The following is a 24,103-nucleotide window of genomic DNA, read 5'->3' on the forward strand; positions in this document are numbered from 1 at the left end:
CAACTGACGCCTCGTTGTTTACGACGGTGGCCACCGTACGGCCGTGTATGGTCACCACAATCTCGCCCGAACGGCTCGCCGAGCTGCAGGACGAGGACGCCGATTTCGCGCTCGTCGATACCCGTCCCGAAGACAGCTACGAGTCCTGGCACATCGCGGGCGCGCTCCACTTCCCGTTCGGCCCCGAGGAGGAACTGGACGGCCAACTCGAGGACCTCGAGGCCGTCGTCGGCGACGCCAACCGCGTCATCACCGTCTGTGCGAAGGGGCTCTCCTCGGGCAACCTCGCGACGCGCCTCGAGTCGGCGACCGACGAGTACGAGGTGGCGGCCGTCGACGGCGGCATGAAGGGCTGGAGCGGGGTCTACGACCGAGTGGAGATGGACGTGGCCGACGGGATGACGATCGTCCAGATCCAGCGGCGCGCGAAGGGGTGTCTGGGCTACGTCGTCGGCTGTGCGGAGACGGGCGAGGCCGTCGTCGTCGATCCGACCGCGGACACCGACGAGTACGCGGCTGCGGCCGAGGAGGCCGGCCTGACCGTTACCGGCGTGATCGACACGCACGTGCACGCCGACCACATTTCCGGCGGTCGAGAGCTGGCGGACGACCTCGAGGTACCGTACTATCTCGGCGAGCGCGCGAGCGAGCGCGACGTCGAACGGGAGTACACGCCGCTCGAGCGCAACGAGGTCCGTTCCGTCGGCGAGCGCGAGATCAAGGCGGTGTCCGCACCGGGCCACACGAGTGAGATGATCAATCTGCTCGTGGACGACGCGGCGCTACTGACCGCCGACACGCTGCACGTCGACTCGACGGGGCGGACGGAACTCGAGTTTAGTGAGGACGAGGGGAAACGAGGCGCTCGAATGCTCTACGAGACGCTTCACCGGACGATTCTGGCCGAACCCGAGAGCCTTGTCGTCCTGCCGGGGCACGTGACGGTGACCGCCGACGGCGAGTTCGAACACGGCGCACCCGGCAAGCCGATTCGGACGACGATCCGCGCTGCGCGGACGGGGATCGACCTGCTCGGACTCGAGGAGGACGAGTTCGTCGAGCGCATGGCCGACGCCGGCGAGAAGCCGTCGAACTACGAGGAGATCATCGAGTATAATCGCGGCGCAGCCGAGATTCCGCCCGAGGAGCGGGTCGAACTCGAGCTGGGGCCGAACAACTGTTCCGCTTGAGTCAGCCGAGTCAGCGCGAGTAGGTCTCGAGACGATCGATTCGCCCGTCCTTGATTTCGAAGATATCCGCGAACTCGAAGAGGATCGTCCCTTCCTCGGTGACGCAGCCGCGTGCTGCGATCTGACCGTCCTCGGCGATCACCGACTCGAGTTCGTGACTGGTGTCCGGGTTCGGCCGCTTCTCGCGCATGAATTCGATGAACTCGTCGCGGTTCTCGAACGTCCGATCCGGCCGGTGCTGGACGAACGTCGGTGAGAGGATGTCCTCGAGTGCGTCGTAGTCGTGTTCGTCGAGGGCTGCGTAGTATCGCCTGGCGAGAGCGGCCGAATCCATATCCGACGTTTCGTCGCGACCGACAAAAGCGTGCGACTCTCCTGACTGGTCCGGGGACCAACTCGAACGCCGGGTTCGGGGAACCCTTACACAGTTGCACGGTGGTTGTTCACATATGGCGACGGTAGACGACTTCCAGGCGACAGTTTCGCTGGGCGATCTCGAGGCGGCGGGCCGCGAACTGGTGTCCGTCGACGGAACGGCGATCGCGCTCTTCCACCACGAAGGCGAGGTTCGAGCGGTCGATAACCGCTGTCCGCACATGGGGTTTCCCCTCTCCGAGGGGAGCGTCGCGGACGGCATCCTCACCTGTCACTGGCACCACGCGCGGTTCGAACTCTCCTGTGGCGACACGTTCGACCCCTGGGCCGACGACGTCCGAACGTATCCGACCGAAATCCGGGACGGTACCGTGTTCGTTAACCCGAATCCGCCCCGAGAGTTACCGCCCGACGAGCACTGGGCGGACCGTCTCGAGACCGGACTGGCAGAGAACCTCCGACTCGTCGTCGCGAAGTCGACGATCGGGCTACTGGACGCCGGCGTCGACTATCGAGAGCCGATGAGGACCGTTCTCGAGTTCGGAACTCGGTACCGGGAGTCGGGTTGGGGATCGGGACTGACCGTCCTGGGCTGCATGACGAACGTGATCGACGACCTCGACCCGACGGACCGAAAGCGGGCGCTGTACACCGGCGTTCGCCACGTCGCGGACGACTGCGCAGACCAGCCGCCGAACTTCGATCAGCCGTCGTTCTCGACCGACGAGGTGGCCTTCGACAGACTGAAATCCTGGTTCCGGGACTGCGTCGAGGTTCGCGACGCCGACGGTGCGGAGCGCTGCCTCCGCACGGCCGTCGCGACCGGCCGATCCGAACCCGAGGTGGCCGAGTTGCTCTTCGCCGCCGCGACCGACCACCCCTACCTCTCGAGCGGGCACGTCCTCGACTTCGCCAATACGGCCTTCGAGTGCCTCGAGCGCGTCGGCTGGGACGACGCGGACGAGACGTTGGCGAGCCTGATCGACCCCCTCGCGAGCGCCGATCGCAGCGACGAGCGGTCCTCGTGGCGACAGCCGATCGATCTCGTGGCATTGCTCGAGGATGTCTACGGCGGCGACGTGACGGCGACGAGCGGGCTCGAAGACCTCGCAAGCGAGGGAGCGGGTCAGTCCTGGTCACCGCCGGCGGCGTTCCAGGAGACGCTGCGGTCGGACGATCCCGAAGCGATCGTCGACGCGCTCGCGAACGCCGTCCGCGACGGGGCGACGACCGAAGCCCTCGCGGCCGAAGTCGCACACGCTGCCGCGACCCGCGTCGCCCGGTTCGGCACCGCGAACGAGTTCAGCGACTGGAACACCGTCCACCACACGTTCACGTACGCCAACGCGATCCACCAGAGCGCGCGGCGGACGGACGCGATCGAACTCTACCGCGGCGTCTTCGACGCCGCACTCAACGTCTACCTCGACCGGTTTCTCAACACGCCGCCGACGCCGATCCCCGAACCCGGCGCGAACGAGACCGGACGCGACGCGGAGGCGATCCTCGAGGACCTCCTCGAGACCTTCGACAGGGAGGGCGCAGTGAACGAAGCGGGTCGACTCGTCGCCGAGTACTTCGACTGCGGCGGCGACCCCGCACGCCTGAAGCGAACGCTCGGTCACGGACTCCTGCGCGAAGACGCCGGCTTCCACACCCTCCAGAACCTCGAGGCGGCGTTCCGCCAGTTCGATCTCGTCGCGAACGCGGTCGAATCGACCACCGGAACCGATCGCGACCTCGAGCACCGGCGACGAGTACCGCTGATCGCGACCGCCCGCTACATGGCCGCACACTTCCCGACTCGTCGGCAGGCCGAGCAGACGTTTACGATCGCCGCGCGGCTCAACCGCGGGGAGGCGATCCACGACGGATAGGTCCGCCGCCCTCGGCGCTCGCTCGCGTTCCGGGTTCCTTTTCTCCCGGCTTCACCTACCCCCTCCCGTGGAGTGTCACGTCTACTACGAGGGCGACGACGACCCCGACAAGTGTACCGCGCGTCGCCTCGAGAAGTTCGACAAGGCGACTCTCTATCGATCGATGGGGCAGGTGCCCTACGGAGTCGTCCTCAACCCCCACGCCGAGCAGGCGCTCTCGCCGGCAGACCTCGAGGAGGGGCTGGGAACGCTGGTCGCCCTCGATTGCTCGTGGGAGTCCGCCGAGGCGGCGTCGTTCGAAATGCGCGGGGTCCACCGGGCACTCCCCTTCCTCGTCGCCGCGAATCCGATCAACTACGGCCGGCCGTTCCGGCTGACCACCGTCGAAGCGCTCGCCGGCGCGTGCTGCATCTTCGACGAGTGGGAGCGCGCCGAGGACCTGCTCGAGCCGTTCCGCTGGGGCGAGACCTTCCTGACGCTCAACGAGGAGCCGCTGCGGCGCTACAGCGAGTGTACGGACTCGAGCGATGTCGTCGCGGTTCAGGAGGACTATCTGGCCGACGAGGAATGACGATACGGCGGCGGTGACCGGCTCTTACCGTCTCCCCTCGGACGGCACACCGTCGTCATCTGTCCGCCGACTGCCACCGCGGCGTGCGAGCCACGATTCGTAGCCGGCGTAGCCGAGCGAAATGGCGCCGAACAGCGCGAGGAGGACGACGGGATAGAACACGCGTCCGCCGCCCGTCTCCCCCGATCGGAGGACGAGCGCGGTCAAGCCGACTGCAGTCACGACGAACCCGATCCCGATCGCTGCCAACACGATTCGCATCGGACGAGTCGTTCCGGCCGTCTTCGGCTCCGCGGTCGGGGGCAATCTTTGTCCGCTCTCGAGCATGCGATCGAACGGCTCGACGTGGCGGTCCGGAACCGGGACGAACAGCGGAGGGCCCTGAACCCGACGAAGTACGACGACCCGCCAGGGCGAGAGCGGACCCAGCGAGAGCCGCCAGGCGCTACGGACGTTCTCGAACTCGACGACGACCGCGCCGCCGAACCGGTCGTCGTCCCCGAGCGTCAACCGCCGTTCCACGAGCTCGAGTTCGACGTCCGTTGCGAGCGGACTGACGACGACGAGCGACACCAGCAGGCCAGCGAACAGGACGGCCAGTAGTTCGACCGCGACGGCGACCGAGACCACGATGAGGGTCGCACCGACGACCGCCGCGATGGCCACGCCGCGTTTCGTGAGTCGGGCCGGTCCCGTGTACCGGTCGAACCACTTCGATCCATTCGATCCGTACCGCACGAGGAACAGGAGGTACAGCAGTGACATCGGTCCGCCGACGAGGGCGAGTATCAGCACTACTGCCAGCGCCGACGCATCGAACGCACCGAGCGTGACGAGCATGACACCGCTGATCACGAGCAAGAGGCCGAAGCCGCCGAAGAGACCGTAGGGAGCGTAGGTCGCGACCAGCGAGAGCCAACTCTCACGTGGACCGAACGTCCACCGCACCGATTTCGTCTCCATCGTCGGCCCCTACGGACGGTCCGCCCCTAAGTGTTTACACAGTAACCGGTTTTACGAGCTGCGATCTGGCCCGTCGGATCACAGCGATTAAATGCACCACGGGCGAAGGCCGGGTATGGCCAGCTTCGATGCCGCTGAGAAACGAACGCTCGAGAAGATGATCTGCATGCGCTGTAACGCTCGCAACTCCAAGCGAGCCAACCGGTGCCGGAAGTGCGGCTACAAGAAGCTTCGCCCCAAGGCGAAGGAAGCGCGCGCCGCATAATCGATCGCGACGGATCCCGTATCGATCCGTTTTCTTCCGCTTTCTGTCTTCCAGCTACGACGCCGTCCGGACAGGACGGTCGGAACGACCGCTACTCGTCGGGGTACTTCGGCTCCCGCTTTTCGGCTCGCTCGAGTGCCGTCGTCACCACGTCGCGCACGTTGCCGTGGAAGACGCCGCCGTGGCCCGCGTACATGTGCTCGACGCCGGCAGACTGACTGCCGTCGGGCATGCGCTCGAGCAGCTCCTGAATGCTTTCGATGAGTCGCTCCCTGGACTGGCCGGCCATGTCGGTGCGGCCGAAGCTGCCGTACTCGAACGCGCCGTCGTCGTGGACGACCACGTCGCCGGAGAACAGCGACGAGTCGGAGACGAACGAGACGTGGTCGTCGGCGTGGCCCGGTGTGTAGACGACGTCGAACTCCTCGTCGCCGATCCGGACCGTATCGCCGTCGTCGATCTCGTGTGTCCGCGTCGGATGATCGTCATAGGCGTACACCTCGGGATCGAAGGCCTCGACGACGGCCTCGAGCTGTGCGACGTGGTCACCGTGCTGGTGGGTCATGACGACGGCCTCGAGGTCGTCGGTGTGCTCGCGGATTTCGTCGACGACGCCGTCCATCGCACCGGCGTCGACCAGCGTCGGCCGATCGCCGGTGACTAGATAGGCGTTGCACGTGAACGTCTCTGCGTCCTCGGTGACGTGGTGAACCTCCATACGGGGACACTCGCGGGCCGACGGCAAAAACGGTACCATCGATATCACAGGAGATCGCCCTCGAGGTTCTGAACGGGCACTATCGATTTCCGATCTACAATCGTCCAGCAGTAGTTGGTAAGATGGTCTCATTATTCAGAATTTGGTGCGAAACTGAGCGGTCCAATTCGGTAGCTAAAGTCTCGAATGTAACGAACCATCGGACCAACCGTTGTTTGGTCTTACAGAAAGCACTTATACAAACAGTACGGACTATTGATATGAATCGGCGCGGTTTACTATCTGGTGTTACTCTAATTACGGCTACTCTCGCCGGCTGTCTCGGTAGTCCGGGAAACGATTCAGCCCGCCCCACAAAAGTCGAGAATTCACAGTTTGAAACGGGAGTCGAAACGAATAGTAGAGGGATTTTCGGACCGAAAATCACCGTTGATCAGGAAGCAGCAACCGTCACGGTTGAAGGGATATCTGAATATGGGTCATCTAGCTGCGGATATCTTCGCCTGCAACACGTTGACTACGATACTGAGCAAGCTGTTCTACAGGTTGCTATCGGGAGTGGAAGCGACGAACCGTCTGAGGAACAAGGATACTGTGGTGACGATGTCGGAGCGGACTCGTACCGTGTCGTTGTCCGGTTCGACGAAGGTGTTCCTAAACGAGTTGAAGCGAAACAAACGTTCGGACGCGAGAACACGGAAGAGTTCGACTGATTACGACGCTTATCCCGTTCTCCGTTATATTATTTCCATTCCCTGTACTTATCGTGGGTTTCACGGGTAGCTCTGAATAAAGAGATCGTGCTACTATCTACTGGTAGCGATACGGGTTATCTCTGAAATAGATCAATTACCGCATTCACAGCAGTTCCCTTCCCAGTGTCGGATATACTGTGTGATGCATCAGTTATATTTCATACACTGAGAGCGCCAGTACCGCTGAATTTTTCAATCGGAATCCCATAGGTTACACTGTATGGGATTCGGGAGCTACGACGAATCCGAACAGCAGGAAGTCGACGCTGATTTTGACGACGATGACGCAGTGACATCGGGAGAGAACAGCCACGACGGAACGATCGAGTTCGAAAACGGCGCGTCAAGCGACGAGTTGCTTGATCGGCTCAAAGAGATTAAAGACGAGACCGACGACGACGAACCCGACGCCTGATGAAGCCCGGGGTGCGGGCACTGGGCATCGCCGAATCGTACCGCGACGATCGGACCAACGGCCGACCCCGAAGTACGCTCGCCGGTGCCGTCGTTCGTGCCGATCACGTGTTCGACGGGCTCGCGTACGGCTCCTGTCGCGTCGGCGGCACCGACGCGACCGACGCCGTCATCGACCTGATCGACGAATTCGAGCGGCCCGATGTCCGGTACGTCCTGCTCGGTGCCGTCGCCCCCGCCTGGTACAACCTTCTCGATCTGTCGAAAATACACGCCGCAGTCGAGCGACCGGTACTTGCCGTGACGTTCGAAGCGAGTACCGGCCTCGAGGCCGGTCTCCGGGACGCGTTTTCGGGTGACGAACTCGAGGCGCGCCTCGAGACCTACCGGGCGCTGCCGGAGCGACGCGAACTATCGGTCAACGACGAGACCGTCTACGTCAGGTGCGTGGGTCTCGAGCCCGCTGACGCCGACGAAGTCGTTCGGGCGTTCACGCCCGCAGGCGGCCGTCCGGAGCCGATTCGTGTCGCGCGGGAGGCGGCTCGGGCGGCCGATTCGTACGCTTGGTCGCTCGAATGAACGCAATCCGACGGATACGTTCGGCCCGTGTGATGACTGGCATCTGCGTCCCGAAAGACGTAGGAGGCGACCCCGCGAGCCCCATATATGGGAGAGATGGAGGATCTCTGCGTGACGGAGTGTACGCGCTGTCCGGCACTCGTCGACTCTCGCAGTCGGATCGTCAACGGTGCCGGACCCGACGATGCCGACCTGCTGTTCGTCGGCGAAGGGCCTGGTGCCAAGGAAGACGAACAGGGCGAACCGTTCGTGGGCCGCAGCGGTACCGTCCTGGACGACGGGCTCCGAACCGTCGGTCTCGCACGCGAGGACATCCGTATCAGCAACTGCGTGCGCTGTCGGCCCCCGGAGAACCGCGACCCGACGAAGGACGAACTCGCGAACTGTCGCGGCTACCTCGAGCGGGAGATCGAACGGCTCGATCCCGAGGTGATCGTCACGCTCGGGAAGGTCCCGAGCGAACACCTGCTCGAGCGCTCGGTCGCGGTGACCAAGGAGGCAGGCGACCTCGAGGAGGTTCGAATCGACGGCACGCCACGACGATTACTGATCTGCGTGCACCCGGCGGCGACGCTGTACGACCGCAGCCAGGAGGAGACGTTCGAGAACGCCCTCGAGCGGGCGGCGGAACTCGCGGGCGTCGCCGACAGCGAGGGCGGGCAGTCGCGGCTCGATGGCTTTTGAACTGGCGAGCGTGACGCCGTCGGGAGCCATCAACCGCTGACCGAAATCGGCGAAACGGCGCACTTCGACGGCTCGCTGGCTGGAGAACGATAGTTCATCGAATATATTATAGTTAGTTGGCAAGTGGTGACTGTCTATGTCTCAGTTCTCCGCTTCCGAATCCGCCGTCCCCGCCGACCAGTCGTGGCGGTATGGCGTGTATCTGTTCCCGCTCGGACCGCTTTCGATGCTCTGTTCCTATGCCGGGCTCTGGCTCTTCACTCGAGCGACCGACGCGGAGTCGATCGGCGTCGGGGTCGCTGCCTTCATCGTGACCGTTCTCGCTGGATGGCTGTCGTACCTGTTCGCCGCTATCGTTGCGATAGCGATATCCATGGACGCGCGTGCGCTTCGCGATCACCCGACGTGGAATCCCAGCCCGTGGCTCGCGGTCGGGGCCGGACTCGTTCACTTCGCCGGGGCAGTACTGGCGGGTCCGTACCTGCTCTCGGTCCCGGCGATCGCGTACTACGTATACCGGCGGCGACAGCACGTCGGCGGTGACGGCGGGCGTGGGTCGGCCGAGTCGGCACGTGATCGGGCGACACTCGAGTAGCCAGCGATTGCGCGAACGGTAACGCACTTCAATGCGCTCCACCAAGTACCAGTATGAGCAGCGTCTCCACCACACAGGAGCAGTCCCTCGCCTCCGTCGTCATCGTCGACTACGGACTGGGCAACCTCCGCAGCGTCACTCGCGGCCTCGAGCGCGCGGGTGCCGACGTCGAGATCACTGACGACCCCGCTGCCTTCGCCGCGGCCGACGGCGTCGTCCTGCCGGGCGTCGGCGCGTTCCGCGAGGGCGTCGAGAACGCCGACCCGCTCCGCGAGGACCTCCTCGAGGTGGCCGACAGCGGCACCCCCCTCTTCGGTATCTGTCTCGGGATGCAGATGCTACTCACGACGAGCGAGGAGGGCGAAAACGAGGGCGAGTCGGCCGTCCAGGGGCTGGATCTGATCCCCGGAACGAACGTCCGATTCGCCGAGGGCCAGAAGGTTCCGCACATGGGCTGGAACGAACTCCACGTCCAGCGCGATCACCCGCTCGTTGAGGGCGTGGACGGCAACTACGCATACTTCGTCCACTCCTACTACGCGGCCCCGGACAACGAGGACGCAACGGTTGCGACGACGGACTACGAACTCGAGTTCCCCTCGATCGTGTCCAACGAGGCGGGGAACGTCTTCGGCACGCAGTTCCACCCCGAGAAGAGCGGCGAGACGGGACTACAGATCCTGCGGAACTTCGTCGAAATCTGCGCCGAAGAGTGATTGATCGAGCCAAGTGACGGAGAGACACACCCCGCGGTGCCGCTGTAAGTTCCCGGGATAATCGCCGAGCTGCGGTATTTCGCTCGAGCTGGATGAATATATCATTCAGCTGTCGTGTCGTCCAAACCGGGAGACGGTGCTATTAAATACGACTGGTGTGTCACCATCCACTGAGTGTTTTGAACGCAAGTACGTTCAGCCGGTTTTGAACGCAGAATCGCCACTCGAGTCGATTCAGGCCAGTACCGCCGCCCACCTAATCAATCTCCTGAGCCGGTCTTTCGCACGATCTACACGCTCGAACCATCGATTCTGGGACACCTCCACCGTCGCGTCGTTACAGCGGCACCACGGGGTGTGTGACTCCGAATACAGCGGCACCGAGGGGTGATGAACGGCTGAATCAGGCCATCTATAAACCGTTCCGACGATAAACAGCAGAAATCCGGTACGCAACTGCAGGTGAACCCGGTGAATCGGCTCTCGAGAGGACGGAACTGATTATGATACAGCGAGCTCGCACAGTCACGGACGAACAATACAGCGGAAATACGGAGTTGTATTCCGATCATACAGCGGCATTGGGGGGTCTAAATTCCCAGTTTTAAACCCTCTAAAGAGAATTTAGTCGATATACAGCGGCACCACGGTCCGAATGGGTTAAGTGGTCTCCGATGAATCGTTCGACCAACTGAATGTCCGACTCGATGGATTACTTCGGCAGCGAAAACGAGGTCTTCCGGAACAAGGAACTCCTGCAGGTCTCACACCTCCCGGACGGCGACCGGATTATCGGCCGTGAGGACGAACTGACGAACCTCGCGAACGCGATCAAACCGGCCACGCGCGGGAACACGCCGAACAACGTTCTCGTCTACGGAAAGACGGGCACTGGGAAATCCCTTTGCTCGAAGTTCATCACGAATCACGCCGTCGAGCGTGCGAAGGACAACGACGTATCGATCGGCGTCGCATACGTCGATTGTCTGCAGGAATCGACGGAGACACAGGCCGTGCAATCGACCGGCCATCAACTCAACGAGCAGGCGGAAACGGAGATCTCGATCCCCCACTCGGGGTTGAGTACGGCCGAGTATTACCGCCGCCTCTGGCGAATCGTCGATACTCGGTACGATGTCGCGCTGATCATCCTGGACGAAGTGGACAAGATCGAAGACGACGAAATCCTGATGCAACTCTCGCGGGCGGTCGAATCGGGAAAACTCACCGAGAGCACGATCGGCGTCATTGGAATCTCGAACAAAGTCCGGTACAAGGACTCGCTGGACGAGCGGATCAAATCGAGCCTCTGTGAACGGGAGTACGTCTTCTCCCCGTACGACGCGACCCAGATTCGAGAGATTCTTCGATCGCGCTCCGACGCGTTCCACGAGAGCGTGCTCGAAGACGGCGTCGTCCCTCGCGTCGCCGCGCTCGCAGCCCGCGAACACGGCGACGCACGGAAGGCGATCGATATCCTCCGATTCGCCGGCGAGATCGCCGAGGAGAACGACCACGACTCGGTCACGGAGGACTGCGTCGATCACGCCCACGAGCGCGAGGAAACCAGTCGCCTCGCCGAACTGATTTCCAAGAGTCCGAGTCACGCGAAACTCGTTCTCGAGGCGATGGCGCTGCTCACCCAGCAAAAGGAGGGGGACGATGCACCGATAACGACGAACGAAGCGTACGACCTGTACAAGCGATTGTGCGATCGCGATCAGTCCGAGCATCTGAAGCTCCGGCGCGTCCGAGACATCCTTTCGGAACTCGAGTTCCTCTCGATCATCGAGCAGGAGCGCAAGTGGGCCGGCAGAGGGAAAGGAAACTACATGGAGAATCGGCTGATCGACGATCCGAAAGTCATCATCGCCGCCTGTAACGAATCCGAGTGACGGAAATCGATCGACTAATCGGCGATTCGAACCCGAACTGGCGGCAGTAACAGTACAGCACGACGGCAACCAGCTACAGCAGTTCGCGGACCTCCGAGTACCACATATCGTGGTAGTCGACGTGGCCGACCCGGCGCGCAATCGCGACGGCCAGCGAGTGCCAGCAGCGCTCGGTCGGATCGTCCGCGTCGAGGTTGTACTCGCTGTCCTTGCAGGTACAGCCGCCGTCCTCGACGATGTACTCGTCGTCGTAGCCGACGACGATCGTGAAATCGCGGTAGGCCTTCACCCGGTTTTCGCCGACCGCCTCGATGGCGCGAACCCCGCGGTCGCCGTGGACCTGTGAGATGTCGCCGACGATCTCGGGCGTGAGTTCGCCGGCTTCCTCGAGGGCAGCCTGCCATCGATCGACGGGGTTGGCCTTCGACACGTCCGTGACTGTGTCCCGAACTGTAAAATCGGTTTGGTTGTGTCGCCGCGGTAGTGAGACGATCGACACGGCCTGCCCGCGATTCGTCCGCGTCGGTCGGTATCCAGTGGCACCATCTTAACCGTCGCGTCGCTCATCGAGACTGGAGACGTGAAAGAGGGCGCGAAAATCGGACGAACTGATCGCTAGCACAACCCAAAAATAGACGCGATGCCGAGCGATACTAATGGTCAACTGGCGTCGAGTCCCGTTTCCCGTCCGGGGGAGATGGGCGATCACAGCCCTCGGAGCGCTCTACGTCGCGCTCGCGTTCGGGTGGGCGTTGAGTCAACTGACCGCCGGAAAGCCGGTTTCGAACGTCACGCTCGTCTCGACGTTCATCGGCGTCCCCGGACTGGTACTGCTCTACGGGAGCTATCGATTACCGCGGACCGACGTTCGTCCCGAATTCTACCCCACGGTCACGAACTGGTGTCTCGGCGGACTCGGGCTGTTGCTCGGTATCCTCGCGCTCTACCAGCTCGAGCCCGCCGAGAGCGTGAGCGATCCGGTCCGAGCCGTCCTCGTTCTCACGGCGTTCGGGAGCGCCGCCGGTTTCGGCGTCGGCCTGCACGATGCATTGGCCAAGACACAGGCGTTCGAAGTCGAACGCCGCAACCGGGAACTACGGCAAACGAAGGAGCGACTCGATGAAACGGTCGCTCGACTCGAGGCGGCCAACAGCGAGTTCGAGGCGTCGAACGAGCGGCTCGAGCAGTTCGCCTACGCCGCGTCTCACGACCTGCAAGAGCCGCTGCGAATGATAACGAGTTACCTCACGCTCGTCGAAGACCGGTACGGCGACGATCTCGATCAGGACGGTGAGGAGTTCATCGACTACGCCGTCGACGGCGCGGAGCGCATGCGCGAGATGATCGACGGGCTCCTCGAGTACTCCCGCGTCGAGACGCAGGGCGATCCGTTCGAACCGGTCGAACTCGAGGACGTGTTCGCGGCCGTCCGGAAGGACCTTGAGGTACGGATCGCCGAAAGCGACGCCACCGTGGAAATCGGGCCGTTACCCCGCGTCGAGGGCGACAGCAATCAGCTGCGCCAGCTGTTCCAGAACCTGCTCTCGAACGCGCTCGAGTACAGCGGCGACGAACCGCCGCGGGTGGACATCACCTCTGAGCGAAACGGATCGAACTGGACGATTGCGATCGAGGACGAGGGGATCGGTATCGATCCAGCCGACGCCGATCGGATTTTCGAGGTGTTCCAGCGCCTTCACGGCCGCGAGGAGTACGAGGGAACGGGAATCGGGCTCGCGCTGTGCAAACGAATCGTCGAGCGCCACGGCGGCGAGATCCGGGTTGACTCTGAACCCAGCGAGGGCGCAACGTTCTCGTTTACCCTGCCGGCCGCGAAGCCTCGAGACGGCCCCGGCCAGTGACGCCCCCGTCGATGCGCCGAGCGAGACCACACCGTTTTTCGCCCGCTACCGCCGAGACGTGGTATGCGCGTCACCGAGGGCGGGGTCGAACTCGAGGTCCCCGGCGAACAGACCGAGGGTATCGAGGAGGCGGTCTTTTACAATCCGCGACAGGAACTGAACCGGGATCTGACGATCGCGACGCTGCGAGCCTATCGCGAGCGCGAGGAGCGCGCCACGTCGTATCTGGACGCGATGACCGCGAGCGGCGTCCGCGGCGTCAGGGCCGCCGCCGACGGCTGGGACGTCACCTGCTGTGACGTCGACGAAGAGGCGGTCGCCCTCGCGCGGGACAACCTCGAGCGAAACGGCTGCGACGAACACGCTCGGGTCGAACACCGCAACGTTTCCGCCCTCATGCACGAGGAGCCGTTCGACGTGATCGACCTCGACCCCTACGGGACGCCGATGCCGTTCGCCGACGCGGCCTTCGCGAACTGTCGCGATCTGGTCTGTGTCACCGCGACGGACACCGCGCCGCTGTGCGGGGCCCACTTCAACAGCGGCGTCCGCTCCTATTCCGCGATCCCCCGGAACACGGACTACCACGCGGAGATGGGCGTTCGGATCCTCGTCTCCGCGCTCGCCCGCAGCGCCGCGCGCGTCGATGTCGGTATCGAGCCACTCCTGACCCACGCGACCAGCCACTACGTCCGAACCTACCTCGAACTCGAGCGCAAGCCCACCGCGGCCGACGCCGCGATCGACGAGTTAGGACATCTCTACCACTGTGAAGACTGTCTTTACCGGGTGTCCGATCCCGGATTAATCGCCGATCCACTCGAGACGTGTCCCCACTGCGGCGGGAATCGCATGCTCACCGCCGGACCCGTCTGGCTCGGTTCCATACGGAATCCCGAGTTCGTCGGCGCGGTCCGCGACGAAATTCCGTACACGTTCGACACCGCGCCCGAGGCTCGAGCGCTGTGTGACGCGCTCACGGCCGAACTCGACGAGCCGACCCACTACGACCAGCACAAGCTCTGTCGGAACTGGGGGCTGCCCGCGAACGCGATGGACGAGTTCCTCACGGACCTGCGCGAGGCGGGGTACGCGGCCTCGAGGGCCCACTACGGCGGGACGACGTTCAAGACGGACGCTGACGTAGGCGAGATCCGCGCGGCGACCGAGGGGAACCTCGTCTGACCGGTTTCGACTACACGCATTACTCCACGTCGGCGTAGAGGCGGACGAGCCCGCATTCCGGACAGCAGACGCCCTGCAGTTTCGTCGTGTTCTGCAGACCGATCTTCCCCAGCAGTCCGTCGCGTTTCCCGGTCGCGATGGACGGCTTCATGCCCTCGCCATCGCGGACGCTCACCGCTTCCATCGTCACGCCGCAGTCTGGACAGCGTCGTTGCTCCATGCGATCGAGTTTACCTACTGACAGAAAAACGAGGCGGGTTCGACTCGCTCGACGGCACGGTCACGAGGTGATGCCATTGACGGGCCCGGTTGCCAGGCGCGAGCAGGGCCCCGACAACGGAGCTCGATCCGCATAGCAGTGACTAATCGGCTCGTACAGCCACTAACGGGACCGTACGACCATCTCCCGAGAGAACCGAGCGCCGTCGTCGCTCCTGACTCGAGGACCGGACGCCGTCGCACCATCGTAACGGACCGTTGCAACGCCGTGCCGGGCGATTACATATTGCGGACCACGTCGAAGGGCCGCGCGTGATCGACCACAGGCGGGGACTCGAGGTGACGGGCGAAGCCGTTCGGCTCGCCAGGGACGAACAGTTGACGCTGCTCGCAGCGGGCGTCGCGTTCTACGGCTTCCTCTCGCTCGTCCCGCTCATGCTGCTCGCGCTGGGGATCGCGGCGTCGATCGGGGGCGAGGCGCTCGCAGCGCGGCTCACCGCGGCGGCGAGCGACGTGCTCACGCCGGCCGCACAGGAGCTGCTCGCCGAGACGATCGTCGACGACACCGGCCGTCAGGGAGCGACCATCGTCGGCATCCTCGGGTTGCTCTGGGGCTCGAGCCGGGTCCTCCGCGGTCTCGATCGAGCCTTCTCGCAGGTGTACGGGACTGTGGGAGAGAAGTCGCTGCTCGACACCGTCTGGGACGCGACGATCGTCTCCATCGGCATCTCGCTGGGCCTCGTCGTCGTCGGCGCGCTCGAGCTAGCGATCCTGTTCGTCGCCGAATTCGGCGTCTCCGTCCTCGGACAGCTGTTCGTCGTCCTCGGGCTGGTCGCGACGTTCCTGCCGCTGTACGTCATCTTTCCGGACGCGAACGTCGGCCTTCGCGAGGCCGCACCGGGAACGGTCGTCGCCGCGGTCGGCTGGTTCGCACTGAGTCGCACGTTCTCGCTGTATACCGGTCTGGCGACCGGATACGCGGTCTACGGCGCACTCGGTGCCGTGTTTCTCGTCCTCGTCTGGCTGTACATCGGCGCGATTATCCTCATCTTCGGTGCGGTTCTCAATGCCGTCCTCGCCGACCGTGAAGTGGATCGGCAGCTACAAAGTCCCGGACATCGACAGATTTCGACAGAAGCGATGACCGACGACGCCACGGGTGCCGACGAGGGGACCACGGAGGATCGCGCCAGTGACCGCGCCAGCGCGAGGGCGAGTCGAACGAGCGCTCGGACGCGCGACCGCGCGGACGACCCCGAGGTACTGCGCGAAGAGATCGAGCGGCTGCGCGACCGCGTCGACTCCTTCGAGGACGACGTCGAGGATCGAACCGTCAGGAAGGAGTCCCTCGAGGGCGAGCTCAAACGCTACGTTCGACGGCGAGTGCGACGCGGCCACGCCCACGACTGGGGGCCGTACCTCGTCTTGCTGTACGGGACCGCGATGTCGATCGCGGCGTTTTACTTCCTCGCGGGCGGCTGGTCGATCCTCGCGATGTTCGTCGTCTGGACCTCGACGCTCGGGCTGTACGTCCTGATGGTGCTGTTCGGGTTCGGAATCTCCCTGCTCGGACTCCCCGGCCGGCTGCGCAATGCGATCGGCGACCGACGTTCCTGAACTGCCGCGGCGACCGCCGCTCCTGCGCCGTCGGACACGTCCGGCCACCCGTCAGTCGACCCGCCCGAAGCCGCCGTGAGTCTGTAATTCTCTCGAACGTTCGCGTCACTACTGATACAGGCGTATACGCCCTCGAGCAACCGTACGTCCGGTGTTCGAGCGAACACCCGGCGACGAACGCCTGACCTACTGCTGCGTCGAGACGGTCTGACTGATGAACTGTCGGACCCGATCCGTATACGTGGCCGGTCGGTGGAGGTTACAGATGTGGCCGGCGTCCGCGAGGACTTCCACGCGGCCGTCACGTGCGGCCCCGGCGTGGGCCCGCTCGCCGCGGCGCATCAGCTTGTCGTTCTCGCCGTTGAGGACGAGCGTCGAGCCGGGATACGTGGAGAGTTTCGACCGGAAGTCCTCGCCCGCGATGTCCGGTGCCGCGTCGCCGAACTGCTTCGGGTAGAAGCCGGACTCGATGATCTCCCGCTCGATATCCGGCGGGAGGTCCCGATTTTGCACCCAGCGCGTCGCGAGTTTCTCGACGGCGCGCTTCCCGAGGTCGGGTTTCGTCAGGAGCCGCGACAGCCCCCCGGTCAGCCGCGTACCGAGTTCCATCGTATTCACCGGGTTCACGCTGCTCCCCGACAACACCAGCGCGTCGACGTCGTTGGGATGTCGATACGCGTACTCCGTGGCGGCATAGCCCCCGAGCGAGAGCCCGACGAGGACGGCCGACCCGTCGACGTGCGTCTCGAAGGTGTCCTCGAGGACGTCGATCGCCGGCTCCATCCGGAACGGTTTGCCGGCTCGCGTCCCGTGACCGGGGAGATCCGGCGAGACGACGTGGAACGACTCGGAGAGTTCCCGCTGCTGGGGAAGCCACATCTTTCGGGTGAACATCGCGCCGTGTACGAACACGATCGACTGTGCGTCCGACGGGCCGTCGACATCGACGCCCTCGAGGCCGCTGCCTTCGTCTGTCCAGGCCATAGCCCACGTATCAGCAGGAGGGGCTTAGTAGGCAACCCGGCGAACCACGGCAGCGGGTCTGCTGGCGCAGTCACACGAGCGCCGCCGACGCAACTAAACTACGTTACTCGTCCTCGCGGTTGTCGTCGGAACCGGCGTCCGCGAGCCGCTCCGTTTCGGGGTCGTCCTCGAGCCCCTGTGCGCCGTCCTCGGTCGTCGGCCCGCTATCGGTCGCGTCCGACTCGCGGACCGCGTCCGGATCCACCGCGGCGTCGGTACGGCTGGCGTCCTCGTCGGGATCGACGGCCGCATCCGTCCGCTGCGCGTCGTCGCCGATATCGACCGCGGCGTCCGTCCGCCGGTCGTCGTCATCGGGTTGCGCGGAGAGCCCGGAATCGCGGCCCGCTAGCTCGGTCGGATCGACTTCCGCACCGCGGGACTGAGCTTCGATCTGATCCATCTCATCGGCCGCACTCAGACCGTCATCGTCGGCCATGTCGTCGGCGATCTCCGTTTCGTCGATCCCGCTCATTCCGCCGGCCGGCTCCGGCGTTTGGCCCGACGACTCGTTGGGTTCGACGTCCACGTCGGCCGTCGAGTCGTCCCGAATCGGAAGGTTCCCCTCGAGCCGAACGGCGTCAGCGGTAATCTCGCGAACCGATTCCCGGTCGAGCACGATCGTCTCCTCGGCCCCCTTCTCCCAGCCGAGCGACGACTTGATCGACTCGACGACCGTCGGATCCGGCCTGACGTGGGCGACGTCCCCTTCGACAGCAGTGACGACCCCGACCGCTTCGCCGGCGTCGTTCTCGACGGGCTTGTCGACGTCGTCGTCCGAAAACGTGGCACACATACCGTCAGCTATCGCGACTCGAGCCAAGCCGGTGGTGCCTGCAACAGCCAGTCGGCGCCAGAGAACCGGTCTCCGCTCGTACTCAGCCGTCAGCAGATGGTATTGCAATACGGATCGCCGGCGGAACGGAATCGCAACCGAGCCGTCAGTCGATCGGGAACCGCAACAGCGCGCCGACGCCGTCGAACGCATCGCGGAATCGATTGCCGTCCGGGAAGTCGTCCGGAACGACGACGGGTTCCCCGCCCTGTTCGGCCGTTCGATCGCCGAACTCCTGGAGCTCGGGGCCCTCGAGCCCCGTCGAGAGCAGTAGCGTTTCGACCGCGTCGTACGCGAGGGCGTCGTCGACCTCGTCGTGCCCGTAGGCGACGGGTTCCTCGTCGTCGCGGACTCGTTCGAAGAAGTCCGACAGCGTCTCGCGAACGTCTCCGCGGTCGCGCTCCTCGATCGCGTCCTCACCCTTCGCCGCGAGCTGGCGAAGGCCCTGTTCGGAGGCGTACTCGACGGCGAACTCCCCGACGAGGCGATCCTCGAGTCGGTGATCGAGATCCGCTTCCTCGCGGAAGTCCTCGACGGTGCCGGTGGTGCCCCCGAGCAGGATCCCATCGGCCGGATCGTCGCCGAGAAACTCCATTTCGGCGCGCTCGGCGACCTCGTCGAAGAACTCGCGCTTCTGTCGTTCGCGGTCGCGCTCGAACCGCTCGGCGGACTGGCCGCCCGCGCTCGATTTTCCTGGGACGGCGCTGTCGAACGTCTCGATCGGCTCGACGCCCTCGTCGTCCAGCCGGCCCAGCGCGGCCCCGCCGCGCTCGACGACGAGCAGCCCGTAAGTCGAGTCGGGCTCCGTCACGTCCTCGAGGGGCTCGAGATCGAACTCGTTGCCGTGTTCGTATCTGAACTCGTCGATCGGAACGGGCAGATCGTCGAACGTCGCGGCGACGAGGTCGCCGTCGACGACGCCGGCGTAGATCGCCAGCCCGCTCTCCGGAATCCCGTCGTAGTCGTTCAGGCGGCTCCGTGCCTCTTCGAGGGCATTGACCAGCGGTCTGGGAGCCGACTGCTCGTCGAGCTGGGTCGCCTCGGCGTAATCGGTCTCGACGGGCTGTCGTGCCTCGCCGATCGACTCTTCGGGCGGGACGGTCAGCGTGACGAGGACGTCGCGGTCCGCCGACGCGCTCGAGAGACGGTCGAGTCGCTCGTGGAGTTCGTAGTTTGCGAGAGACATACGTGAGACGAGTACTCGCGGCTACGAGCGAACCGGGATTGAATCCCCTGCCGGCGTGTTCAGCCGTCGCCGTTCGACTGACTCCCGCGACCGGGTTCAGTCCCCGCGCTCGAGTTGGTCGCCGCCGAACTCGTCGTCGCTCTGGATTCGGGAGGCCTGCGGGCCGTCCTGATCCTGGTACTTCGAGCCGCGATCGCTGCCGTAGGGCCGCTCCGCGGGCGTCTTGAGCTCGGTGAAGGTGAGCTGGGAGATGCGCATGCCGGGCGTGAGCGCCACCGGTGCCGAGCCGAGGTTCGACAGCTCGAGCGTGATCTGGCCCCGGTAGCCGGGGTCGCACAGACCCGCAGTAGCGTGGACGACGACGGCCAGCCGGCCCAGCGAGGAGCGGCCCTCGACGTGGGCGATCAGGTCCGCCGGGATCTCGACGCGCTCGTGGGTCGTGCCGAGCACGAAGTCGCCGGGATGGAGGATGAAGTCGTCGCCGTCCTCGACGAGCGTTTCGGTGACGTAGTCGTCGACCTCGTCCTCGGAGTTCGGATGGATACAGGGAATGTTCGTCCGCTGGAACTCGAGGAACTCACGTCCCAGTCGGAGGTCGACGCTCGCGGGCTGGATCTGCAGTTCCGGGTCGTCGAGGGGGTCGACGACGAGGTCGCCGGCCTCGAGGCGCTCGAGGATGTCCGCATCGGAGAGGATCATACCGTGTCAGAGCGAGTACGGGGCCCTAAATTTCCCGGTCCGACTTCGGCTCCGAGCGATCAGTGCGGCCGTCACCCGTTCGTTCTGTGCCCCCATCCGAATTCACCGCGTCCACGCAGCCAATCAATTTAATAGCTTCTCTCTACGTAGGAACTCACATGAGGGGACAGAAGGGGGAGTTCAATGGGGACACGGCGGTTCTCCACCAGCGAGGAGTCAGAACGCCGCTTCCGGACGCGGAAGCCGAGCAGGTCTTCCACGAGAACATGATGCTCGTCGCGGACGCCCAGGAGCGAAAGGCGGACCTGCTCGCCGATCCGGATGTCCCGTTGTTGAACGCCCACGAAGCGAAAATCGATCGAGTCGCTGAGAGCTTCGAGCGGCGACTCCGTCGGATCGCCGGTGACGACTACCGCGAGGCCGCGATGGCGTACAACCGCGGTGAGCGCGATGACCGGATCGGGGCGCTCGCCGCATACTACTTCGAGGGGCTGTGGCGAATCCAGCAGCGGACCACCGTGACGGACATGCTGTTCGCCCCCATCATACTTCGCTACCCCGATAGCTTCACGGTGAACATCCGATTCGCCAGCGGGTACACTACGACGAAATCGATTCGATACGAGTCGCCGGAGCACTCGAGGGAAGAGCTAGATGATAAGTACGCCGAGACGTACTACGAGGAGTGTTTGTACTCTCAGCGGCAGGCGGCGGAGTACATCAGGGAAACGGCACGGATCATTCGCGAGGAGTTCCCCCACCCAGACGAGACCTCGTTCGAGGAGCGCAAGTACGGTGGAATCTTCTATGCCGGTGGTCGGCGCGGCTCGGTCTTTTCCACGATGCTCGAGCGCGTCGAGCCGGACCCGGATCGGTTTTCGGAGCCCGTCACCGAGTCGACGCTCGTCGACGCGGGGCCGGAAGCGAGACGAACGGAACGAGAGCTCCTCTTCGACAGCGAAATCGTCCACTGAGCCGGGACTCCGCTGTCGAGCAAAGCGGCCGCCCGCTACTCGTTTCGAAGCGCAGTGGCGATAGGCTCGAGTTCCGCTTTTCGGAAGGGACCCCCAGAACGGTCCGGATCGTCTCCGTCCGCGAGACCGACCCGGTGGCGAATACCCGCCCGCATCCGGGATTTAGGTGGGAGACGGTTCGCCTCGATATCGTCGTCCACGGCATCACAGATCGCAGCGAGGGCTTCTTTGGTAAAGGCGGTCGATTCGACACGTTCGTATCGACCCACGGCTCGTCGGATCTCGTTCCGGAGGTCGTCGACGGTTGGTGACATACGGACGGAGACGAGCCGACCCGTGCTGTACATTTCGGTCGACCAGGAACCGTCCTCCTTTGTGGGTGCTCTCCCGCGACGACGGCGAGCACTGCTCTGCCGTTGATCAGGCCGACAGATAGTCAGGGCTAACATCGTCCCCGTCCTCGTCTCCGCCATGAAACAGGCCATCGTCGCTCGGACCGACATCGGCATGGGACAGGGCAAACTCGCCGCGCAGGTCGCGCACGCGTCGCTGTCGGCCTACGAGAAGGCAGATAGCCAGTTACAGACGCAGTGGAAACAGGGCGGCCAGAAGAAAGTCGTCCTGAAGGGGACGAGCGAACGCCAACTGCACGAACTCTCAGAAATCGCCAAAAGCGAGGGGATTCCGACCGCTATCATCCGGGACGCCGGCCACACCCAACTCGAGCCGGGGACCGTCACCGCACTGGCCGTCGGCCCGGCGGCGGACGGCCGCGTCGACAGCGTGACCGGCGAACTCTCGCTGTTCTAATCGATCGAGACGCAGCGTGGAGACGGCTCGAGAACGAGGCCGGACCGTTAGTCCGAACGGTAGCCGCGCGGTTCCTCCCTGACCGCCGACTCGTCGTCGCGGAGCGGCGCGTCGGTGAGGCCGTCCGGAAGCAGCGAGCGCAGCGAGCGGACGTCGATGGACTTGCTGCCGAGCACCGCGAAGCCGGCGAAGATCGTCAGGAAGCCGGCGATCGCGAGGGCGTCGATGGTCTCACCGAGCAGCGCCCAGCCGCCGAGCGTCGAGACGACGGGGACGACGTAGAAGATCAGATTCGCGCGGATCGCGCCGACCGTGTCGATCAGGCCGAAGTATGTGATGTACGCGATGACGCCGGCGAAGATGCTGACGTAGGCCAGCGCCAGGACCGCTTCGGTGGTCCACGTGATCGCGGCCGCCGACTCGCCGCCCGACCAGGCCAACAGGTGACACAGCGCGGCGGCGAAGGGCAGTCCCCAGGCGACGCGAACTGTACTCGAGAGGTCGCTGTCGGCCCGGCGAATGAGGACGGCTCCGAGCGCGGCGGCGATCGCGCCCGCGAAGAGGATTCCCTTGCCGACGGCGCCGCCCAGCAGATTCGTCGGGTCGGGACTCACGACGAGTCCGACGCCGAGCAGGCCGAGCCCCATCCCGGCCGCACCGCGGGGAGAGAGGCGCTCGTCGGAGAGCAAGAACGCGGCGAACACCGGCGTCATGATGGGGTTGAGACTGTACATGATCGAGGCGACGGCGCTGGTGACGTACTCCTGACCGACGAACAACAGGGCGTTCGTCAGGCCGATCGCGAGCACGCCGGTCGCGAGGATACCGCCGACGTCGCCGCGGGTTCGCGGGATCAGTTCCGATCGCGACGACGTCAGGCCGACGTACGCCAGCATGACGACGGCAGCGACGTCGAACCGGAGGGCGACGAACAGGAGCGGCGGGAAGTAGGCGAGTCCGGCCTTCGCGGCGACGAACGTCCCGCCGAAGAACAGACTCGAGAGGGCGAAGAAAACGGCAGTGCGACGAGAGACCATCTACGCCGTCACCTCCGTTCGAACCACGTGCGTCGAACCGATACCGGCCGACGTGCAAATAGCGAAGATCATCGTGTTACACCGTAGGAACTGCGGGTATATAGTTTCGTTCAGAAACAATTTCATAGCAAGAAATACCAACGGGTCGGGAAAAAGCGGCGGACTGCGACACCGCGGTAGACCGTGAAAAACTTTCACGCTGCGAAACCGGTTTACCGCGGCGGGTCGGAGTGGCCGTATGGAATCGGCGCTCGAGGAAATCGAGTTCCTCGCGCTCTCGGCGAACCGCGTCGAGGTGCTCGGGCTACTGGCGGAGGGACGACACACGCGTAACGAGCTAGCGGCTGCGACCGGTGCATCGCAGGCGACGCTGGGACGAATCCTCGGGGATTTCGAGGATCGATCGTGGATCAGACACGACGGCAGCGAGTACGTCGCGACCGCCACGGGTCGGCTCGTCGCAGCGGGGTTCACCGACTTACAGGAGATCCTCGAGACGGAGCAGAAACTCCGCGATATCGTGGACTACCTGCCGACGCACGCGATGGACTTCGATCTCCGGCGGCTCTCGGACGCCACGATCACGGTCCCCAGCGCGACGCGGCCGAACGCGCCGCTCAGTCGGTTACTCGATTTCATCCGTGACGGTGACGACGTCCGGACGTTTTCTCACACGTTCAACGGACAGACGCTGCGCGTCGTTCGAGAGCGCGTGACCGCCGGCGATCAGCGGTTCAGAGGTGTCTTCGGCCGCAGCGCGATCGACGCACTGGCCGACGAGTCGGAGCTTCGAGACCAACTCGAGGCGCTACTCGAAGCCGAGGACGCCGAAATCAGAGTCCGCGAGGAGGGCGTCCCGATCGCGATAATGATCGTCGACGATGTCGTCTATCTGCTCTTGCGCGACGAGAACGGCATCCTCCGGGCCTCCGTCGACACCGAGGACGACGCCGTCCGCTCGTGGGCCGAGGACTCGCTGGATCACTACTGGCGGACGGCGACGCCGCTCGAGGGCGAGACGCTGTCCGACTGAGAGTCGGTCGGAGGGCGGGTGTTCGGTCA

Annotated in this window: 28 protein-coding genes; 17 read left to right on the forward strand and 11 right to left on the reverse strand. The window is 64.4% G+C overall.

What is annotated here, in order from left to right; all coding sequences use genetic code 11:
• The first annotated feature begins 47 nt into the window (after positions 1–47).
• Positions 48–1,190, forward strand: a complete 1,143-nt coding sequence (locus HYG81_RS23660) for an MBL fold metallo-hydrolase (protein ID WP_180842125.1) — start codon at positions 48–50, stop codon at positions 1,188–1,190.
• Positions 1,191–1,200: 10 nt separating this feature from the next.
• On the opposite strand, the gene HYG81_RS23665 is transcribed toward HYG81_RS23660, so the two are convergent.
• Entirely contained in the window at positions 1,201–1,524 is a 324-nt protein-coding gene (locus HYG81_RS23665) for a nuclear transport factor 2 family protein (RefSeq protein ID WP_180842126.1), read from the reverse strand.
• Positions 1,525–1,639: 115 nt separating this feature from the next.
• On the opposite strand from HYG81_RS23665, the gene HYG81_RS23670 reads away from it, so the two are divergent.
• Positions 1,640–3,442, forward strand: coding sequence for a Rieske (2Fe-2S) protein (locus HYG81_RS23670; protein WP_180842127.1), 1,803 nt, complete (start codon positions 1,640–1,642; stop codon positions 3,440–3,442).
• A gap of 67 nt (positions 3,443–3,509) precedes the next feature.
• Positions 3,510–4,013 (forward strand): DUF367 family protein, encoded by a 504-nt coding sequence (locus tag HYG81_RS23675; protein ID WP_180842128.1) that lies wholly within the window; start codon positions 3,510–3,512, stop codon positions 4,011–4,013.
• 24 nt (positions 4,014–4,037) lie between these two features.
• Here the strand turns inward: HYG81_RS23675 and HYG81_RS23680 are convergent, their stop codons facing one another.
• Positions 4,038–4,976 carry a hypothetical protein gene (locus HYG81_RS23680; protein ID WP_180842129.1) on the reverse strand — a complete coding sequence of 313 codons (939 nt, stop codon included), beginning with the start codon at positions 4,974–4,976 and terminating at the stop codon, positions 4,038–4,040.
• Between the two features lie 115 nt (positions 4,977–5,091).
• Between HYG81_RS23680 and HYG81_RS23685 the strand changes: the two genes are divergently transcribed.
• Positions 5,092–5,241: a 50S ribosomal protein L40e gene (locus HYG81_RS23685; protein ID WP_098727401.1), complete on the forward strand. Its 150-nt coding sequence runs from the start codon at positions 5,092–5,094 to the stop codon at positions 5,239–5,241.
• Positions 5,242–5,332: 91 nt separating this feature from the next.
• On the opposite strand, the gene HYG81_RS23690 is transcribed toward HYG81_RS23685, so the two are convergent.
• Positions 5,333–5,959 (reverse strand): MBL fold metallo-hydrolase, encoded by a 627-nt coding sequence (locus HYG81_RS23690; RefSeq protein WP_180842130.1) that lies wholly within the window; start codon positions 5,957–5,959, stop codon positions 5,333–5,335.
• Between the two features lie 260 nt (positions 5,960–6,219).
• Between HYG81_RS23690 and HYG81_RS23695 the strand changes: the two genes are divergently transcribed.
• From HYG81_RS23695 to HYG81_RS23725, 7 genes are all read left to right on the forward strand, one after another.
• Positions 6,220–6,672, forward strand: coding sequence for a hypothetical protein (locus HYG81_RS23695; RefSeq protein WP_226777523.1), 453 nt, complete (start codon positions 6,220–6,222; stop codon positions 6,670–6,672).
• 262 nt (positions 6,673–6,934) lie between these two features.
• Positions 6,935–7,129, forward strand: coding sequence for a DUF5786 family protein (locus HYG81_RS23700; protein WP_180842131.1), 195 nt, complete (start codon positions 6,935–6,937; stop codon positions 7,127–7,129).
• Positions 7,129–7,707 (forward strand): endonuclease dU, encoded by a 579-nt coding sequence (locus HYG81_RS23705; RefSeq protein WP_180842132.1) that lies wholly within the window; start codon positions 7,129–7,131, stop codon positions 7,705–7,707. The genes HYG81_RS23700 and HYG81_RS23705 overlap by 1 nt, the downstream gene beginning before the upstream one ends.
• An 87-nt stretch (positions 7,708–7,794) precedes the next feature.
• Positions 7,795–8,391 (forward strand): uracil-DNA glycosylase, encoded by a 597-nt coding sequence (locus HYG81_RS23710; protein ID WP_180842133.1) that lies wholly within the window; start codon positions 7,795–7,797, stop codon positions 8,389–8,391.
• A 136-nt stretch (positions 8,392–8,527) separates the two neighbouring features.
• A complete protein-coding gene (locus HYG81_RS23715; RefSeq protein WP_180842134.1) occupies positions 8,528–8,986 on the forward strand; it encodes a hypothetical protein in 459 nt (152 codons plus the stop codon).
• 53 nt (positions 8,987–9,039) lie between these two features.
• On the forward strand, positions 9,040–9,702 hold the full coding sequence (gene hisH / locus HYG81_RS23720; protein ID WP_180842135.1) for an imidazole glycerol phosphate synthase subunit HisH: 663 nt from the start codon (positions 9,040–9,042) through the stop codon (positions 9,700–9,702).
• A gap of 695 nt (positions 9,703–10,397) precedes the next feature.
• Complete coding sequence (locus tag HYG81_RS23725) at positions 10,398–11,597, forward strand: Cdc6/Cdc18 family protein (protein WP_180842136.1); 1,200 nt, start codon at positions 10,398–10,400, stop codon at positions 11,595–11,597.
• A 73-nt stretch (positions 11,598–11,670) separates the two neighbouring features.
• Here the strand turns inward: HYG81_RS23725 and HYG81_RS23730 are convergent, their stop codons facing one another.
• Positions 11,671–12,027 carry a hypothetical protein gene (locus HYG81_RS23730; RefSeq protein ID WP_180842137.1) on the reverse strand — a complete coding sequence of 119 codons (357 nt, stop codon included), beginning with the start codon at positions 12,025–12,027 and terminating at the stop codon, positions 11,671–11,673.
• Between the two features lie 226 nt (positions 12,028–12,253).
• On the opposite strand from HYG81_RS23730, the gene HYG81_RS23735 reads away from it, so the two are divergent.
• Entirely contained in the window at positions 12,254–13,459 is a 1,206-nt protein-coding gene (locus tag HYG81_RS23735; RefSeq protein WP_180842138.1) for an ATP-binding protein, read from the forward strand.
• Positions 13,460–13,522: 63 nt separating this feature from the next.
• The gene (locus HYG81_RS23740) at positions 13,523–14,644 is read left to right on the forward strand and encodes a tRNA (guanine(26)-N(2))-dimethyltransferase (protein WP_180842139.1); all 1,122 of its coding nucleotides are present in this window, start codon (positions 13,523–13,525) and stop codon (positions 14,642–14,644) included.
• A 19-nt stretch (positions 14,645–14,663) separates the two neighbouring features.
• On the opposite strand, the gene HYG81_RS23745 is transcribed toward HYG81_RS23740, so the two are convergent.
• Entirely contained in the window at positions 14,664–14,864 is a 201-nt protein-coding gene (locus tag HYG81_RS23745) for a hypothetical protein (RefSeq protein WP_180842140.1), read from the reverse strand.
• Between the two features lie 311 nt (positions 14,865–15,175).
• Between HYG81_RS23745 and HYG81_RS23750 the strand changes: the two genes are divergently transcribed.
• On the forward strand, positions 15,176–16,480 hold the full coding sequence (locus HYG81_RS23750) for a YihY/virulence factor BrkB family protein (protein WP_180842141.1): 1,305 nt from the start codon (positions 15,176–15,178) through the stop codon (positions 16,478–16,480).
• A gap of 186 nt (positions 16,481–16,666) precedes the next feature.
• On the opposite strand, the gene HYG81_RS23755 is transcribed toward HYG81_RS23750, so the two are convergent.
• The 4 genes from HYG81_RS23755 to dcd all read right to left on the reverse strand — a co-directional run bounded on the left by HYG81_RS23755 (position 16,667) and on the right by dcd (position 20,220).
• Positions 16,667–17,464, reverse strand: a complete 798-nt coding sequence (locus tag HYG81_RS23755; protein ID WP_180842142.1) for an alpha/beta fold hydrolase — start codon at positions 17,462–17,464, stop codon at positions 16,667–16,669.
• A gap of 103 nt (positions 17,465–17,567) precedes the next feature.
• Positions 17,568–18,296 carry a hypothetical protein gene (locus tag HYG81_RS23760; RefSeq protein ID WP_180842143.1) on the reverse strand — a complete coding sequence of 243 codons (729 nt, stop codon included), beginning with the start codon at positions 18,294–18,296 and terminating at the stop codon, positions 17,568–17,570.
• Positions 18,297–18,441: 145 nt separating this feature from the next.
• On the reverse strand, positions 18,442–19,521 hold the full coding sequence (locus HYG81_RS23765) for a Vms1/Ankzf1 family peptidyl-tRNA hydrolase (RefSeq protein WP_180842144.1): 1,080 nt from the start codon (positions 19,519–19,521) through the stop codon (positions 18,442–18,444).
• A 96-nt stretch (positions 19,522–19,617) separates the two neighbouring features.
• Positions 19,618–20,220, reverse strand: coding sequence for a dCTP deaminase (gene dcd / locus HYG81_RS23770; RefSeq protein ID WP_180842145.1), 603 nt, complete (start codon positions 20,218–20,220; stop codon positions 19,618–19,620).
• A 158-nt stretch (positions 20,221–20,378) separates the two neighbouring features.
• Here dcd and HYG81_RS23775 point away from each other — a divergent pair, with 158 nt between their 5' ends.
• Entirely contained in the window at positions 20,379–21,194 is an 816-nt protein-coding gene (locus HYG81_RS23775) for a hypothetical protein (RefSeq protein ID WP_180842146.1), read from the forward strand.
• A gap of 35 nt (positions 21,195–21,229) precedes the next feature.
• Here HYG81_RS23775 and HYG81_RS23780 read toward each other — a convergent pair whose 3' ends face one another.
• On the reverse strand, positions 21,230–21,508 hold the full coding sequence (locus HYG81_RS23780; RefSeq protein ID WP_180842147.1) for a hypothetical protein: 279 nt from the start codon (positions 21,506–21,508) through the stop codon (positions 21,230–21,232).
• Positions 21,509–21,665: 157 nt separating this feature from the next.
• On the opposite strand from HYG81_RS23780, the gene pth2 reads away from it, so the two are divergent.
• Positions 21,666–22,004 (forward strand): peptidyl-tRNA hydrolase Pth2, encoded by a 339-nt coding sequence (gene pth2, locus HYG81_RS23785; RefSeq protein ID WP_180842148.1) that lies wholly within the window; start codon positions 21,666–21,668, stop codon positions 22,002–22,004.
• A gap of 47 nt (positions 22,005–22,051) precedes the next feature.
• Here pth2 and HYG81_RS23790 read toward each other — a convergent pair whose 3' ends face one another.
• Entirely contained in the window at positions 22,052–23,041 is a 990-nt protein-coding gene (locus HYG81_RS23790; RefSeq protein WP_180842149.1) for a DMT family transporter, read from the reverse strand.
• A gap of 238 nt (positions 23,042–23,279) precedes the next feature.
• Here HYG81_RS23790 and HYG81_RS23795 point away from each other — a divergent pair, with 238 nt between their 5' ends.
• The gene (locus HYG81_RS23795; RefSeq protein WP_180842150.1) at positions 23,280–24,074 is read left to right on the forward strand and encodes a helix-turn-helix transcriptional regulator; all 795 of its coding nucleotides are present in this window, start codon (positions 23,280–23,282) and stop codon (positions 24,072–24,074) included.
• The last annotated feature ends 29 nt before the right edge of the window (positions 24,075–24,103 follow it).

The sequence above is a fragment of the Natrinema zhouii genome, assembly GCF_013456555.2.
GTDB lineage: Archaea > Halobacteriota > Halobacteria > Halobacteriales > Natrialbaceae > Natrinema > Natrinema zhouii.

Excerpts from the sequence above, each read along its gene's own strand:
- HYG81_RS23660 (WP_180842125.1), top strand. The coding sequence starts at position 48 with ATGGTCACCACAATCTCGCCCGAACGGCTCGCCGAGCTGCAGGACGAG.
- HYG81_RS23665 (WP_180842126.1), bottom strand. The coding sequence starts at position 1,524 with ATGGATTCGGCCGCTCTCGCCAGGCGATACTACGCAGCCCTCGACGAA.
- HYG81_RS23670 (WP_180842127.1), top strand. The coding sequence starts at position 1,640 with ATGGCGACGGTAGACGACTTCCAGGCGACAGTTTCGCTGGGCGATCTC.
- HYG81_RS23680 (WP_180842129.1), bottom strand. The coding sequence starts at position 4,976 with ATGGAGACGAAATCGGTGCGGTGGACGTTCGGTCCACGTGAGAGTTGG.
- HYG81_RS23685 (WP_098727401.1), top strand. The coding sequence starts at position 5,092 with ATGGCCAGCTTCGATGCCGCTGAGAAACGAACGCTCGAGAAGATGATC.
- HYG81_RS23690 (WP_180842130.1), bottom strand. The coding sequence starts at position 5,959 with ATGGAGGTTCACCACGTCACCGAGGACGCAGAGACGTTCACGTGCAAC.
- HYG81_RS23695 (WP_226777523.1), top strand. The coding sequence starts at position 6,220 with ATGAATCGGCGCGGTTTACTATCTGGTGTTACTCTAATTACGGCTACT.
- HYG81_RS23700 (WP_180842131.1), top strand. The coding sequence starts at position 6,935 with ATGGGATTCGGGAGCTACGACGAATCCGAACAGCAGGAAGTCGACGCT.
- HYG81_RS23705 (WP_180842132.1), top strand. The coding sequence starts at position 7,129 with ATGAAGCCCGGGGTGCGGGCACTGGGCATCGCCGAATCGTACCGCGAC.
- HYG81_RS23710 (WP_180842133.1), top strand. The coding sequence starts at position 7,795 with ATGGGAGAGATGGAGGATCTCTGCGTGACGGAGTGTACGCGCTGTCCG.
- HYG81_RS23715 (WP_180842134.1), top strand. The coding sequence starts at position 8,528 with ATGTCTCAGTTCTCCGCTTCCGAATCCGCCGTCCCCGCCGACCAGTCG.
- hisH (WP_180842135.1), top strand. The coding sequence starts at position 9,040 with ATGAGCAGCGTCTCCACCACACAGGAGCAGTCCCTCGCCTCCGTCGTC.
- HYG81_RS23725 (WP_180842136.1), top strand. The coding sequence starts at position 10,398 with ATGTCCGACTCGATGGATTACTTCGGCAGCGAAAACGAGGTCTTCCGG.
- HYG81_RS23735 (WP_180842138.1), top strand. The coding sequence starts at position 12,254 with ATGGTCAACTGGCGTCGAGTCCCGTTTCCCGTCCGGGGGAGATGGGCG.
- HYG81_RS23740 (WP_180842139.1), top strand. The coding sequence starts at position 13,523 with ATGCGCGTCACCGAGGGCGGGGTCGAACTCGAGGTCCCCGGCGAACAG.
- HYG81_RS23745 (WP_180842140.1), bottom strand. The coding sequence starts at position 14,864 with ATGGAGCAACGACGCTGTCCAGACTGCGGCGTGACGATGGAAGCGGTG.
- HYG81_RS23755 (WP_180842142.1), bottom strand. The coding sequence starts at position 17,464 with ATGGCCTGGACAGACGAAGGCAGCGGCCTCGAGGGCGTCGATGTCGAC.
- HYG81_RS23760 (WP_180842143.1), bottom strand. The coding sequence starts at position 18,296 with ATGTGTGCCACGTTTTCGGACGACGACGTCGACAAGCCCGTCGAGAAC.
- HYG81_RS23765 (WP_180842144.1), bottom strand. The coding sequence starts at position 19,521 with ATGTCTCTCGCAAACTACGAACTCCACGAGCGACTCGACCGTCTCTCG.
- dcd (WP_180842145.1), bottom strand. The coding sequence starts at position 20,220 with ATGATCCTCTCCGATGCGGACATCCTCGAGCGCCTCGAGGCCGGCGAC.
- HYG81_RS23775 (WP_180842146.1), top strand. The coding sequence starts at position 20,379 with ATGAGGGGACAGAAGGGGGAGTTCAATGGGGACACGGCGGTTCTCCAC.
- HYG81_RS23780 (WP_180842147.1), bottom strand. The coding sequence starts at position 21,508 with ATGTCACCAACCGTCGACGACCTCCGGAACGAGATCCGACGAGCCGTG.
- pth2 (WP_180842148.1), top strand. The coding sequence starts at position 21,666 with ATGAAACAGGCCATCGTCGCTCGGACCGACATCGGCATGGGACAGGGC.
- HYG81_RS23790 (WP_180842149.1), bottom strand. The coding sequence starts at position 23,041 with ATGGTCTCTCGTCGCACTGCCGTTTTCTTCGCCCTCTCGAGTCTGTTC.
- HYG81_RS23795 (WP_180842150.1), top strand. The coding sequence starts at position 23,280 with ATGGAATCGGCGCTCGAGGAAATCGAGTTCCTCGCGCTCTCGGCGAAC.